This window comes from Caulobacter sp. GW821-FHT11E11 (genome assembly GCF_058808315.1).
Genome location: NZ_JBXARO010000006.1, coordinates 42,303 through 55,774, shown reverse-complemented (window position 1 = coordinate 55,774; position 13,472 = coordinate 42,303). Strand labels below are relative to the sequence as shown.

General features: G+C 66.2%; 9 protein-coding genes, 3 tRNA genes and 1 pseudogene. 11 read left to right on the top strand and 2 right to left on the bottom strand.

Annotated features, from left to right (window positions below):
* Nucleotides 1-3 precede the first annotated feature (3 nt).
* From AC1RR5_RS15785 to AC1RR5_RS15745, 9 genes and pseudogenes are all read left to right on the top strand, one after another.
* Nucleotides 4-78, top strand: a tRNA-Glu gene (locus AC1RR5_RS15785).
* A 172-nt stretch (nucleotides 79-250) separates the two neighbouring features.
* Nucleotides 251-841 carry a stationary phase survival cold shock domain protein CspD gene (gene cspD, locus AC1RR5_RS15780; protein ID WP_492922750.1) on the top strand — a complete coding sequence of 197 codons (591 nt, stop codon included), beginning with the start codon at nucleotides 251-253 and terminating at the stop codon, nucleotides 839-841.
* Nucleotides 768-1,371, top strand: a pseudogene (locus AC1RR5_RS15775) (DUF192 domain-containing protein). The gene cspD and the pseudogene AC1RR5_RS15775 overlap by 74 nt, the downstream one beginning before the upstream one ends.
* 55 nt (nucleotides 1,372-1,426) lie before the next feature.
* Nucleotides 1,427-1,503, top strand: a tRNA-Pro gene (locus tag AC1RR5_RS15770).
* Nucleotides 1,504-1,528: 25 nt separating this feature from the next.
* Nucleotides 1,529-1,834, top strand: coding sequence for an ETC complex I subunit (locus AC1RR5_RS15765; RefSeq protein WP_454715773.1), 306 nt, complete (start codon nucleotides 1,529-1,531; stop codon nucleotides 1,832-1,834).
* Between the two features lie 28 nt (nucleotides 1,835-1,862).
* Nucleotides 1,863-1,939: transfer RNA gene (locus tag AC1RR5_RS15760), tRNA-Arg, on the top strand.
* A gap of 188 nt (nucleotides 1,940-2,127) precedes the next feature.
* On the top strand, nucleotides 2,128-2,307 hold the full coding sequence (locus tag AC1RR5_RS15755) for a hypothetical protein (protein ID WP_492922748.1): 180 nt from the start codon (nucleotides 2,128-2,130) through the stop codon (nucleotides 2,305-2,307).
* Nucleotides 2,308-2,667: 360 nt separating this feature from the next.
* Complete coding sequence (locus tag AC1RR5_RS15750) at nucleotides 2,668-4,242, top strand: rhamnogalacturonidase (RefSeq protein WP_492922746.1); 1,575 nt, start codon at nucleotides 2,668-2,670, stop codon at nucleotides 4,240-4,242.
* Nucleotides 4,243-4,256: 14 nt separating this feature from the next.
* Nucleotides 4,257-5,873, top strand: a complete 1,617-nt coding sequence (locus tag AC1RR5_RS15745; RefSeq protein WP_492922744.1) for a glycoside hydrolase family 43 protein — start codon at nucleotides 4,257-4,259, stop codon at nucleotides 5,871-5,873.
* Here AC1RR5_RS15745 and AC1RR5_RS15740 read toward each other — a convergent pair.
* The gene (locus AC1RR5_RS15740; RefSeq protein ID WP_492922742.1) at nucleotides 5,854-7,263 is read right to left on the bottom strand and encodes a glycoside hydrolase family 28 protein; all 1,410 of its coding nucleotides are present in this window, start codon (nucleotides 7,261-7,263) and stop codon (nucleotides 5,854-5,856) included. The two genes, AC1RR5_RS15745 and AC1RR5_RS15740, sit on opposite strands and share 20 nt — an antisense overlap.
* 148 nt (nucleotides 7,264-7,411) lie before the next feature.
* Here AC1RR5_RS15740 and AC1RR5_RS15735 point away from each other — a divergent pair, with 148 nt between their 5' ends.
* Both AC1RR5_RS15735 and AC1RR5_RS15730 read left to right on the top strand, forming a co-directional pair.
* On the top strand, nucleotides 7,412-10,471 hold the full coding sequence (locus AC1RR5_RS15735; protein ID WP_492922740.1) for a TonB-dependent receptor domain-containing protein: 3,060 nt from the start codon (nucleotides 7,412-7,414) through the stop codon (nucleotides 10,469-10,471).
* A 516-nt stretch (nucleotides 10,472-10,987) separates the two neighbouring features.
* The gene (locus tag AC1RR5_RS15730) at nucleotides 10,988-12,010 is read left to right on the top strand and encodes an amidohydrolase family protein (RefSeq protein ID WP_492922738.1); all 1,023 of its coding nucleotides are present in this window, start codon (nucleotides 10,988-10,990) and stop codon (nucleotides 12,008-12,010) included.
* Nucleotides 12,011-12,188: 178 nt separating this feature from the next.
* Here AC1RR5_RS15730 and AC1RR5_RS15725 read toward each other — a convergent pair whose 3' ends face one another.
* On the bottom strand, nucleotides 12,189-13,463 hold the full coding sequence (locus AC1RR5_RS15725) for an MFS transporter (protein WP_492922736.1): 1,275 nt from the start codon (nucleotides 13,461-13,463) through the stop codon (nucleotides 12,189-12,191).
* Nucleotides 13,464-13,472 lie beyond the last annotated feature (9 nt).

Genomic DNA, 13,472 nt, shown 5'->3' with positions numbered 1-13,472 from the left:
GGTGGTCCCTTCGTCTATCGGTTAGGACGCCAGATTTTCAATCTGGAGAGAGGGGTTCGACTCCCCTAGGGACTGCCATCTCTGGCTGTATTTCAGAATTGTTGCTGTGATGTATCTGCGACGAAATGTCGCGGAACGCCTTTGTGCGCCGTTTTGACGTGATTTCGTCATTGACGGCTCTCCTCACGCGAGAACACTGTTCTCGTAGTGCTTGCTCCGATGGGCTGATTGGGCAAGCCAGAGGGGTGGGATGTCTGGTTTCGATTTTGAGGACGCTGCGGCGCACGAAGAGTTCGTGCGCATCAGCGGGAGGGTGAAGTGGTTCGACGCCGGCAAGGGCTATGGGTTCATCGTACCCGATGATCCCGGCCAGACCGGGCTGAAGGACGTACTTCTACATGTGACGTCGCTGCGTAACTGCGGCCGCGAAACCGCCATGGAGGGGGCGGTTATCGTGTGTGACGTCGTCAAGAGGCCCAAGGGCTGGCAGGTCTGCGAGGTCGTCAATCTCGACGAAACCTCGGCGCCCGCGCCCCTGGAGCGCCAGAGGCGGACCTTCGCCGACGGGCCGCCGCGCCGCGATCCCCTGCGGGAAGGCCACGGGCGTCACGCCCTGGAGCCCGAAGGGCCGGCCGAGCACGCCAAGGTCAAGTGGTTCAACCGCACCAAGGGCTATGGCTTCGTGATCCGCGACGCCGAGCCGGGCGATATCTTCGTGCATATCGAGACGCTCCGCCGGGGCGGGCTCGAGGACCTGCAGCCGGGCGATGACGTTCTGGTGCGGTTCGCGCGCGGACCCAAGGGCCTGGTGGTCGCCGAGATCACGGCCGGCGACGTCTGACTTCCGTCGTCTCGCGGCGAAAGCTAGTCTCGAGCAGGGACTGGCTTTCGGCGAGGTGGCGCGTGGCGGAACGGATGATCGACAGGCGAGCCTTTCTGGCCGCGCTGGGGCTTTCCCTCGGCGCGGGCGGCGACGCCTTGGCCGCGCCCAAGCTGGAGACGGTCGAGATTGTCACCGGCCGCGGTCGCGCGCGCTTCCAGGTCGAGATCGCCGCCACCCTGGCTCAGCAGAAGCAGGGGCTGATGTTCCGCAAGTCCCTGGCGCCGGACCGGGGCATGCTCTTCACCTATCAGCGGCCGCAGCCGGCGGCCTACTGGATGAAGAACACGCTCATCCCGCTGGACATCCTCTACATCGCGCCCAACGGGACGATCCTGTCGCTGGTCCGCAACGCCCGTCCGCACGACGAGACGCCGTTGCCGTCGGGCGGCATGGTCCTGGGCGTGCTGGAGATCGCCGGCGGCCGCGCCGCGCAGCTGGGGATCCTGCCGGGAGATCGTGTCTTGCACAGGATCTTTCCAAAGGCGTGACGCTTTCGTTGATCCGCGCGCCAAACGCCTGTAGAGCAGCCGCCTGCCGGTGTTTCGGAGCGTAGCGCAGTCTGGTAGCGCGCCTGGTTTGGGACCAGGATGTCGCAGGTTCAAATCCTGCCGCTCCGACCATCGGCAAGTACTTTGGGAGAGGTCCATGCTGGCCCGCATCTATCGCCCCGCCAAGAACGCCATGCAGTCCGGCAAGGCCAAGACCAAGGACTGGGTGCTGGAGTTCGAACCGGCCTCGGCCCGCAGGCCCGACCCGCTGATGGGCTGGACCACGTCCAGCGACATGAATGGCCAGATCCGCCTGACCTTCGAGACCCGCGACGAGGCCGTGGCCTACGCCCAGCGTCACGAGATCTCCTTCCAGCTCTTCGAACCGAAGACGCCCAAGAAGATCATCAAGGCCTATGCCGACAACTTCGCCGCCAACCGCAAGCAGCCCTGGACCCACTAGGGCTATTGCGGACCAGGCCGGCCAGCGCGCGCCCTTAGCTCAGCTGGATAGAGCACTCGCCTTCTAAGCGAGCGGTCGCTGGTTCGAATCCAGCAGGGCGCGCCATTTCGGTGCAAAACCGCGCAACTCTAGAGCGGCCGATTCTACGCCATTGTTGCTGGCCAGGGTTCTGAGCGGCTCTATGCGCGAGCCGCATATCCACACCATACGAAGCCTCGGCAAGCTTAAAGCGCCGCAGCGGCTCCATCGGCCCGTTACCGCTTGGGCAATCCGAGGAACTATGGACCGCGTCCATGTCCTCGAAGATCATGCCCTCCTTCTCGCAAGCCTATATGCGCCGCGAGCCTTTCTGGTTCAGCGCGGAGCGCGGCGACGCCTTGGCGACGAAGGCGCCGGCCAATATCAGAATGGGGAGGGTAAGCGGCGAAATCGTCAGTTCGCATGCCTCGGACGACGGCACATACAGTGGGTAGCTCAAGGAACAGTCTGGGCACTGAATGCGGCGTGGCAACCACATTTCGAGCTGCATTTCGCGGCCCATGCTGACGTCGGCGCCCAGCACGTCGAGAGTCGTTTCGGTCGAACGGTACGTCGTGAGAGGCGGAAGCTTCTCCGAGTTGAAGATCCGCAGCGTCAGCTTTCCTTGCCGATCCCTGACGACGTTCGGTTGGTCACCGCAGAGAGCGTGCGCGCCGAGGTGAGGCGTCCTCGACGCATGCTAGCGCTGGCATTCAGAAATGAGACCGGTAACGTAAAGTCGTTGACACCGTCGGGCGCCGCTTGTTTGTCTCGGCCCAGACCCGGCGAACTGGGCAATGGGAGGGTGCTACGCTATGGATCGACGAGGCCTGATGCTAGGCGGTCTTACGGCCGGCGCGGCGCTGATCCGCCCCCACACAAGCCGGGCCGCGACGCCAGCCGGCGGCGCCAAGCCTACGCCCTATGCGTTTAGCGTCCGCGATTTCGGCGCGGTCGGCGACGGCGCCCAGATCGACTCGCCGGCCATCAACAAAGCGATCGATCATGTCGCGTCGCTGGGCGGGGGCACGGTCTATTTCCCGCCTGGGACCTACGCCTGCTACACGCTTCGCCTGAAGAGCAACATCACCCTGCACCTTGGCGAAGGCGCAGTGATTCTGGCGGCCGCGCCCAATGGCGTTGCGCCGAACGGCTATGACGATCCCGGCCCGGGCGCGGGCAACGCCTATCAGGACTATGGCCACAGCCACTGGAACAACAGCCTGATCTTCGGCGAGGGCCTGCATGACGTCTCGATCGTCGGCCCAGGCCTGATCTGGGGCAAGGGCCTGACCCGCGGCAACCGTTTCCCGGGCGATGCGCCGGACATCTCGGGCCCGGGCGTTGGCGACAAGGCCATCGCCCTCAAGAATTGCCGCAACGTCCTGCTGCGCGACTTCAAGGTCCTGCAGGGCGGCTGGTTCGCCCTTCTGGCCACCGGCGTCGACAACATGACGATCGACAACCTGATCGTCGACACCAACCGCGACGGTCTGGACATCGACTGCTGCCGCAATGTCCGTGTCACCAACTGCACGATCAATTCGCCTTGGGATGACGGCATCTGTCCCAAGAGCTCGTTCGCGCTGGGCTATGCCCGTCCGACCGAGAATCTGACGATCTCCGACTGCTTCCTGACCGGCAACTACGAGATGGGCTCGGTGATCGACGGGACCTGGAAGAAGATGCCGCTGGGCTTCCACGGCTATGGTCGGATTAAGCTGGGCACGGAGTCCAACGGCGGCTTCAAGAACGTCACCATCACCAACTGCGTGTTCGACCACTGCTACGGCATCGCGCTGGAGACGATGGACGGGGCACTGACCGAAGATATCGCCATCAGCAACATCACCATGCGCGGTCTCGGCTTTCCGCCGCTGTTCCTGCGCCTAGGCAGCCGCATGCGCGGTCCGGCGGGCGCGGCGGTGGGCAAGCTGCGGCGGATCACCATCCAGAACATCGTCAGCCATGGCGCCACGCCGCAGCCGTCGATCATCGCCGGCGTCGCGGGTCATCCGGTCGAGGACGTCAAGATCAGCGACGTCTATTTCCATTCGCTGGGCGGCGGTTCGGCCGAGCTGGCCAAGCGTTGGCCGCCAGAGGCCGATAAGGCCTATCCCGACCCCGACATGTTCGGCGACCTGCCGGCCAGCGGCTTCTTCATCCGCCACGCCCGCAACATCGAGATGAGCAACGTGGAGATCGTCACCGAGGCGGCCGACGCGCGTCCGGCCTTCTGGCTGAATGATGTCGAGGAGATCGATCTCTTCCGGCTGCGCCTGCCCAAGGGGCCGAGCTTCCTGCTCGACCAGGTCACGGGCTTCCGGTCGTTCGGCAGTCGCTGGTTGCCCGATCGCCGGATCGACGAGACGACGACCCAATCGTTCTAGCGGGGTGCCCTGTGATGCGCTTGGCGCTATTCGCGGCGGCTCTCGCCCTGGCCGCTCCGGCGCTGGCCGCGCCGAAGTCGCCGGCGGCCGTCTATCGCAATCCGATCCTGCCGGCGGACTATTCGGATCCCGACGTCATCCGGGTCGGCGACACCTATTACCTCGTCGCTTCCAGCTTTCACTTCTCGCCCGGCGTGCCGATCCTGACGTCCAAGGACCTGGTCCACTGGACGATCGCCGGCCACGTCTTGCCCAAGCTGCCGTTCGCACCGGAATATGACCTGCCGGGGCCGGCGCCGACCGATGATGCGGGCAAGCGCATGCCGCGCGACCAGCGCACGTCTGGCCAGCGCTACGCCGGCGGGGTCTGGGCGCCGTCGATCCGCCACCACGACGGCAAGTTCTACGTCTATTTCGCCACCCCCTATGAGGGGATCTTCATGTCGACCGCGACCAAGGTCGAAGGCCCATGGACGGCGCCGGTGGCCGTGGTGGCAGGGCCGAACCTGGAGGATCCCTGTCCCTTCTGGGACGATGACGGCCAAGCCTATCTTGTGCACGGCAAGGTCGGCGCGGGCCCGCTGGTGCTGCACCGCATGGCCCCGGACGGCAAGTCGGTGCTCGATGAGGGCAAGGTCATCATTGAGGACGCCAAGGCCCTGCCGGTGCTGGAGGGGCCCAAGCTCTACAAGCGCAACGGCTGGTATTACATCTTCGCACCGATCGGCGGGGTCGATACCGGACCCCAGGCGGTGATGCGCTCGCGGTCGATCTGGGGCCCGTACGAGCACCGCGAGGTGCTGGTCCCGGGCAATGGCTTGAAGGGGCCGCACCAGGGCGGCTGGGTCGAGACGCCCTCGGGCCAGGGCTGGTTCGTCCACTTCAACGGCGAGGGCGCCTACGGCCGCATCGTCCACCTGCAGCCGGTGGTCTGGAAGGACGACTGGCCGTTCATGGGCGAGCCGATCCCCGGCGCTGGCCCGGACGCCCACGGCGGCCGGCCGGTCCTCACGCATGCCATGCCGGATGTCGGCGGACGCTTCCCGACCGTCTCGCCACAGACTTCTGACGGCTTTTCCAGTGCGAAGCTCGGGCCGCAGTGGGAGTGGAACCACAATCCCGATGACAGCCGCTGGAGCCTCTCAGCGCGGCCTGGCTTCCTGCGTCTGACGGGCGGGCCGGCGGTCAATCTGGTCAGCGCCCGCAACACCCTGACTCAGTCGCTGCAGAGCCGGAGTTCGGTGATCACCGCGCGCCTCGACGCCAGGGGGCTGGTCGAAGGGCAGCGGGCGGGCCTGGCCATGTTTGGCGCGGGGATCGGCGCGATCGGCGCGATCCGCAAGAACGGCCAGACCCGGATCGTCTTCTCGCTCCGAGGCGTCGACACCTTGGGCCCGGCCGTGCCGGCTGGCGCGATCGACCTGCGTGTGGCCGTGGCCGACCAGGCGGCGCACTACAGCTACAGCCGCGACGGCGGAAAGACCTTCGTTGACATGGGGGGCGGGGTCCTGCCGCGCTTTTCCTGGTGGAAGGGCGCGCGGCCGGCTCTGTTCAGCTACAGCGAGCCGGGACAGACCAAGCCTGGTGTCGCTGACTTCGATTGGGTCGACGTCAAGTCGGTGGCGCGCTGAGCAGGGTAGGGGACGGGACGCGTCGTCCGTTGACGGTGACGCGCTCCAACCGTAGCGCGTTGGCATGGGCGACGACGCTGGCCTTGGTGACCCCGTCGAAGCGGCAGTCGCTCAGCACGATCTCGCCCAGCGGCGCGTTCGGCAGGCCTTGCAGGTCGAGGACCTGGGCGGCGGCGTGGGCCCGCATCCGCTCGATCCGGACCTTGCGCAGCACCGGCGTGAAGCCGCCGCGCGCGCCTTCCTCGTAGTTGAAGTCGCAGAGGATCGCTGCCCGCGCCACGCGCCCGACCGTGATGTCACGGCAGTAGATGTCCTGGATGACGCCGCCGCGCATGGCGTTGTTCTTGAAGCGCAGGGCGTACCAGAGATCCTGGCTGTCCATGTGGCAGCGCTCGACGAAGATATTGTCGACCCCGCCGGACACCTCGCTGCCGATCACCACCCCGCCGTGACCGTCCTTCATCATGCAGTCCTGGATCAGGATGTTGCGGGTCGGCTTGGCCAGGCGGCGACCGTCGGCGTTGCGGCCCGACTTGATGGCGATGCAGTCGTCGCCGCAGTCGAAGATGCAGTGCTCGATCAGCATGCCGTCGACGGATTCGGGATCGCAGCCGTCGGTATTGGGGCCGTGACCGATCACCGTGACGTCGCGGACGGTCACGTTGCGACACAGCACCGGATGCAGCGTCCAGCACGGCGAGTCACGCAGCGTGACGCCTTCGACCAGCACGTTGGCGCAGTTTTGGAACTGCACCATCATCGGCCGCAGATAGTGGCCGTCGCCAAAGACCCTCTCGGCGACGGGAACGCCGCGCTCGGCCATGTCGAACAGAGCCTGGCGGGCCTTGCGCTGGTCGGGCATGCCCGGACGCCAGCCAAACTGCGCGCCACTGCTCCAAGGCCACCAGGCCGGGCCCTGGCCGTCGAGCGTTCCGCTGCCGGTGATCGCGACGTCATGCTGGCCATCGGCAAAGACCAGCGGCGCGTAGTTGATCAGCTCGACCCCTTCCCAGCGCGTGGCGACCATGGGGTAGCGGGCAGGGTCAGTGCTGAAGAGCAGGGTGGCGCCTTGCATCAGGTGTAGCTCGACGCCGCTACGCAGCCGGATCGCGCCGGTGAGCCATCGGCCCGGCGGTACGACCACCCGCCCGCCGCCGCCCGCCACGCAGTCCTGGATCGCCTTCGAGATGGCCGCGCTCGTCGCGTCGACATCGCCCTGGATCGCGCCAGCTTGCGTGATGTCCCATTGGCGCGCGGCGAAGACCGGCGGACGGATCTTGCGCCCAATCACCGTGGCCGCGGCCCAGGCGTCTGGGGCGGCGGCAGCCAAGCTCGGAACGGCGAGCGTGGTCGCCAGCAGGCTTCTACGAGACAGGGTCCGGGGTGTCATAGCCAGGTCCACGCGGTCGCGCCATCGTAGTTTGCAGCCTCGTATATCGACGCAATACCACTTTGTGGACAGCTATTGCATATGTCGGAATTTGAGGTACCGTTACCATAACGACCGCAAATGATAGCGGTACCTTCGGGAGGGGACTATGAAGAACACTCACAAGCAACGCCTGTTCATGAGCTGTGAAACGGCCATCGCGCTGGCGGCAGCCATGCTTGTGCCAGCGCTGGCACAAGCTCAAACCCAAGCTTCGCCGTCGGCCGATAGCGACACCGTCACCCAAGTGGTGGTGACCGGTTCGCGCCTGGCGGCCCGCGGATTTCGAGCCCCGACACCGGTCACGGTGATCGGCTCGGAAGAGATCGGTCTGTCGGGCACGCAGAACGTCGAGACGCTGCTCAACGACACGCCACAGTTCCTGGGATCTCAGAACAACGGCCCGACCGCCAACACCGTGCCGGGCGGAACGGCGACGCTGAACCTTCGCGGCTTTGGCGCCCAGCGTAACCTGGTGCTGGTCAATGGCCGGCGCTTCACGATCACCGGGCCGGACCAGACGACCGACATCAACACGATCCCGGCGGCGCTGATCAAACGCGTCGAGACCGTTACCGGCGGTTCGTCGGCGGTCTACGGCTCGGATGCGATCACCGGCGTCGTCAACTTCATCATGAAGGACGATTTCCAGGGCGTCGAACTGACCGGTCAGGCCCGCCAGGACACCCACACCGAGACCAAGACCTACACGGCCGACCTGACCTTCGGCACGAACTTCGCTGACGATCGCGGCAATGTCGTCGTGGCCCTGAACTATCTGGATCGCGGCGGCTACACGCGCGGCGACCGCGGCGGCTGGGCCACGCCCAGCATGGCCGACGGCTGCGTCACGGCCGGCACTTGGAGCGCCACGCGTCCGGGCACGCCGCAGGCCATTCCGGCCGGCCAGAACTGCGTGTCGGCGGGAGGGCGGCCGGGCCTGATCTTCGGCGGCAGCGGCACCATTCCCAACGGCCGCTTCGTCACCGTCGGATCGCCCTCGAGCGCCGGCCTTACGGCCGCGCTCGCCGCGGCCGGCCTCGGCGGCATGGGCTCGCGCGGCTTCACCTTCGACAATGCGGGCAAGGTCGCCCGGCCGGCCGTTACGCCCGGCGACGACTACGATCTGGGCCCGGCCGCCTATCTGGTCATTCCCCAGCGCCGCTGGATGGCCAACTTGGCCGGTCACTACGACTTCAATGCGCACATGACGGGCTATGCCGAGGCCCACTACAGCAACAACCGCGTCTCCATGCAGCTGCCGCCCAGCGGCATCGGCGGCAACTTCCTGCTCAACACCAACAATCCCTATCTGACGCCCCAATTGCAGGAAGTCCTGCGCCAGCTCGACCTGGCCGAGACCGGCACGGTGCGGGTGACCAACGGCACGTCGTCGCTGACGACCACGGCGGGCGACGGCCTGGCCGTCCTGAACGTCAACCGCCGCCTGCCCGACGTCGGCAACCGCCTGAACACCGCCGACCGCTCGGCCTACCGGACGGCCATCGGCATGCGCGGCGACCTGGGCAGCGCCTCGGAAGGCTTCCTGCGGAACCTGAAGTACGACGCCTATTACAGCTACACCCGCACCACCGATACCAGCATCTCCAGCGGCGCGGCCTCTCTCAGCAAGTTCCAGGCGGGCCTGCTGTCGGTCAGCGGCGCGGCGCCGGTGCTCAACATCTTCGGCGCCAACCTGGCGCCGCAGGGCGCTAGCTCGATCGCGGTGTCGTCGACCAACTACACGGAATCCTCGCAGCAGGTCCTGGCCGCCAGCCTGGCCGGCGAGCTGTTCGACACCTGGGCCGGTCCGATCGACTTCAGCACCGGCGCCGAATACCGCAAGGCCTCGGCGCGGTTCGTCCCGGACAGCTTCCTGGCCTCCGGCGACGTCTCCGGCTTCAACGCCGCCCTGCCGACCAAGGGCTCGGAGTCGGTGAAAGAAGTCTATGGCGAAGTCCGCGTGCCGCTGCTGAAGGACTCGGCCCTGGGCGAGCGCGCCAGCGTCAACGGCGCCTTCCGCTATTCCGACTACGACCTGGCCGGTGTCGGCGGCGTCTGGACCTATTCGGTGGGCGGCGAGTACGCGCCGATCTCCGACATTACCGTGCGCGGCCAGTTCCAGCACGCCATCCGCGCGCCGAACGTAGGCGAACTGTTCGGCGGCAACACCACCAGCGGCCCCTCGGCGGTCGATCCCTGCTCGAGCCGTCAGCCGACGGCCCAGCAGACGGCGGCGGTGCGGGCGATCTGCGTGGCCACCGGCGTGCCGACGGCTTCGGTCTTCACCCTGTCGGTGCAGCCCAACACCTTCATCAACCAGGTCTCGGGCGGCAACCCGAACGTCGGTCCCGAAGAGTCGGACACCACGACCTTCGGCCTGGTGCTACAGCCGCGCTTCGTGCCGGGTCTGGCGCTCAGCGTCGACTACTTCAAGATCAACCTGGACGGCGCCATCGCGCCCCTGGGCGGTGGCATCGCGAACACCCTGAGCCTCTGCTACAACACCGTTCAGGACGCCAATAGCGTGTTCTGCAAGGCGATCACCCGCGACCCCTTGACCGGCCAGATCGCCGCGCCGGGCTATGTCACCACCACCAACGGCAATACCGGCGGCCTGAAGACCTCGGGCGTCGACTTCGACGCCAGCTACCGCTTCAACCTGGCCTGGGGTCCGTTCGGCGAGAGCCGCTTCGATATCGGCACGAACTTCACCTACACGGACGAGTTCACCGCGACGCCGGTCCAGGCGCTGCCGGCGACCAAGAACTACTGCGTCGGCGCGTTCGGCCCGACCTGCGGCCAGCCGATCCCGGAATGGAAGGGCACGACGCGCATCACCTGGCGCTCGGGTCCGGCGACGCTCAGCCTGCGCCACCGCTACATCGGCGAAGTGACGGTCGACACCTACCTGCTGCCCAAGCGCCTCGGCGCAGCGTTCCCCGACAAGGCGACGCTGACCAACCCGGTGATCAAGGCCCAGAGCTACTTCGACCTGACCGGCGCCTATGACGTGACCAAGGACATCTCGGTCACCGCCGGGGTGCGCAACCTGTTCGATAAGAATCCGCCGATCGTCGGCTCGTCGGCGCCCTCCAACAACACGTTCTCGGCGACCTATGACGTCGAGGGCCGGGTGGTCTACGCCAGCGTGACCGCCCGGTTCTAACCGGCATGGCGGTCCTTTCATTCCGCCAGAATCTGACCTCCTCCTCCGAGGCTGGCGCTTTATGCGCCGGCCTCTTCTTTTTCGTGGATGCTGCTCAGGGCCCGGCGATGGCGGTCATGGCCTCATTTCAATGTCGGCGCTCCGGGCCCGGGCGCGCTGCGCGCCAACGATCGAGTAGCCGCCTCTATCAAACGCCGAGCGTCACATCCTGGCGCGACCCCAGCGGCAGTTATTGGCGCTGGCCTGCCAGGCAGTCAGACCAGCTGATCTTTGGTCGCTCGTTGGGTTTCCTATTACGGTAGTTGCGGGCGCCCGCTCGTCGTCGGCGCGTCGCTCGCGGGCCTGGGGCGCACGCTCTGACCATGGCCTCGCCGAGGGCCTAACCCGGTTATAGGGCTCCCGGTTTTCTTATACCGGCCCGTGGCGGAGGTTTGTTAGGTCGATAATGGGGCGGGCCTGCTCGACACGGGCGCCGGTTCGAAAGACCCCAAACATTTCATGCCGGAAGGTGCTTCTGTGATCATCGACTGCCACGGCCACTACACGACCGCGCCGGCCGCGCACGACGCCTGGCGCCAAGCGCAGACCAGCGCTTTCAAGTTCGGCGGCGATGTTGATCCGGCGTATCCCGACATCTCCGACGACGAGATTCGCGAGACCATCGAGCAGAACCAGCTGCGCCTGCTCCGCGAGCGCGGCGCCGATATGACGATCTTCTCGCCGCGGGCCTCGACCATGGCCCACCACGTCGGCGACGAGGCTGTCAGCCAAGCTTGGACCCACCGCTGCAACGATCTGATCAAGCGCGTCGTCGACCTTTATCCCGAGACCTTCATCGGGGTGTGCCAGTTGCCCCAATCTCCCGGCGTTTCAATCGAGCACTCGATCGGTGAGCTGGAACGCTGCGTGTCCGAACTGGGCTTCGTCGGCTGCAATCTCAACCCCGATCCGTCCGGCGGTCATTGGACCAGCGCCCCGCTGACCGACCGGGCTTGGTACCCCTTCTTCGAGAAGATGGTCGAGCTGGATGTGCCGGCGATGATCCACGTCTCGGGCAGCTGCAACCACAATTTCCACGCCACCGGCGCTCACTACATCAATGCCGACACCACGGCGTTCATGCAGTTCTTGGAAGGCGACCTCTTCAAGGATTTCCCGGACCTGCGGTTCATCATCCCGCACGGCGGCGGCGCCGTGCCCTATCACTGGGGCCGCTATCGAGGCCTGGCGGACATGCTCAAGAAGCCCGCCCTTCGCGACCACGTGATGAAGAACGTCTTCTTCGACACCTGTGTCTACCACCAGCCGGGCATCGAGCTGCTGTTCAAGGTCATCGACGTCGACAACATCCTGTTCGGCTCGGAAATGGTCGGCGCCGTTCGCGGCATCGACCCGGAGACGGGCAACTTCTTCGACGACACCAAGCGCTATGTAGACGCCTTGCCGATCCCCGACGCCGACAAGCGCAAGGTGTTCGAAGGCAATGCCCGCCGTGTCTATCCGCGCCTGGACGAGATCCTCAAAGCCCAGGGACGATAGCCTTCCCAGTCGTCCAAGGCCTCCGGGGGCGCTCGCCGCAATCGCGGCGGCCGCCCTTTTCATGGGCGAAGGCGGCCTGGCGGGGTCTCACCCCCCGTCCCATAGCCTGGATCTTCGCGGCAAGGGCGCCGGTGGTTGGCGAGCACGGACGCCAAGCGCACGACCATTTCCTCTTGGCCTAGAGCCGGGCCGGTTCGAGCTTGGGTGAGAGAAGGTGCACGACCAGCAGCGCGATGAGGTAGGCGCTGCCGGCGACGATGAAGATCGGGGTGTAGCTGCCGATCTGCTCGAGCACCTGGCCGATGTACTTGGAGAACACCATGCCGCCAAAGGCGCCGACCATCCCTCCGATGCCGACCACCGAGCCGACGGCGGCGCGCGGGAAGACGTCCGAGGGCAGGGTGTAGAGATTGGCCGAGAAGCCCTGGTGGGCGGCGGTGGCGACGCCGATGATCAGCACGGCGACCCAGACGCTGTCGGCCTTGGCGGCGAAGACCACCGGCATGGCCAGAAGGGCGCAGACCAGCATGGTCAGCTTGCGCGCGGTGTTGAGGCTTGCCCCGCGCTTTAGCAGGGTCGAGGACATCCAGCCGCCGGCGACGCTGCCGACGTCGCTCATCAGGTAGATGGCGATCAACGGCGGACCGAAGGACTTGAGATCCAGACCATAGCGCTTGCCCAGGAAGTCGGGCAGCCAGAACAGGAACATCCACCAAATCGGGTCGATCAGGAACTTGCCCAGGGCGTAGCCCCAGGTCTCGCGCTTGGTCAGGAGCTTGGCCCAGCCGATCTTCTCGGCGGGGTCAGCAGGATCCTGCTCGATATAGGCCAGCTCCGCGCCCGAAAGGCCCTTGGCCTCGCGCGGGCGGCGATAGACCAGCAGCCAGATCGGCAGCCAGACTAGGCCCGCCACGCCCGTGACGATGAAAGCCATCTGCCAGCCGAAGGCCAGCACGATGCCCGGCACGACCAATGGCGTGACGATGGCGCCGATATTGGTGCCGGCGTTGAACAGGCCCGTGGCGAAGGCGCGTTCCTTCTTGGGGAACCACTCGGCCACGGCCTTGATGCCGCCCGGGAAGCCGCCAGCCTCGCCGACGCCCAGGCCCATGCGCACCAGGACGAACCCAGACAGGCCCCGCGCCCCGGCGTGGGCGATGTGGGCGATCTGCCAGATCAGGAAGGCGATGCCGAAGCCCCAGCGAGCCCCGATCCTGTCCATGATCTTGCCCCAGGCCAGGTAGGCCACGGCGTAGGCGAGCTGAAAGTAGAAGACCAGATCGGCGTAGTGCGTCTCGTTCCAGCCGAATTCCTTCGACAGGTCCGCCTTCAGCAGGCCCAGCGTCTGTCGGTCGACATAGTTGATGACCATCGCCGCGAACAGCAGCCAGACGACCACCCACCGGTACCGGCCGCTCGTGGCGGACGGCGTCGGGTTAATGCGCGTTTCCATCGCGATTTT

Excerpts from the sequence above, each read along its gene's own strand:
- cspD (WP_492922750.1), top strand. The coding sequence starts at position 251 with ATGTCTGGTTTCGATTTTGAGGACGCTGCGGCGCACGAAGAGTTCGTG.
- AC1RR5_RS15765 (WP_454715773.1), top strand. The coding sequence starts at position 1,529 with ATGCTGGCCCGCATCTATCGCCCCGCCAAGAACGCCATGCAGTCCGGC.
- AC1RR5_RS15755 (WP_492922748.1), top strand. The coding sequence starts at position 2,128 with ATGTCCTCGAAGATCATGCCCTCCTTCTCGCAAGCCTATATGCGCCGC.
- AC1RR5_RS15750 (WP_492922746.1), top strand. The coding sequence starts at position 2,668 with ATGGATCGACGAGGCCTGATGCTAGGCGGTCTTACGGCCGGCGCGGCG.
- AC1RR5_RS15745 (WP_492922744.1), top strand. The coding sequence starts at position 4,257 with ATGCGCTTGGCGCTATTCGCGGCGGCTCTCGCCCTGGCCGCTCCGGCG.
- AC1RR5_RS15740 (WP_492922742.1), bottom strand. The coding sequence starts at position 7,263 with ATGACACCCCGGACCCTGTCTCGTAGAAGCCTGCTGGCGACCACGCTC.
- AC1RR5_RS15735 (WP_492922740.1), top strand. The coding sequence starts at position 7,412 with ATGAAGAACACTCACAAGCAACGCCTGTTCATGAGCTGTGAAACGGCC.
- AC1RR5_RS15725 (WP_492922736.1), bottom strand. The coding sequence starts at position 13,463 with ATGGAAACGCGCATTAACCCGACGCCGTCCGCCACGAGCGGCCGGTAC.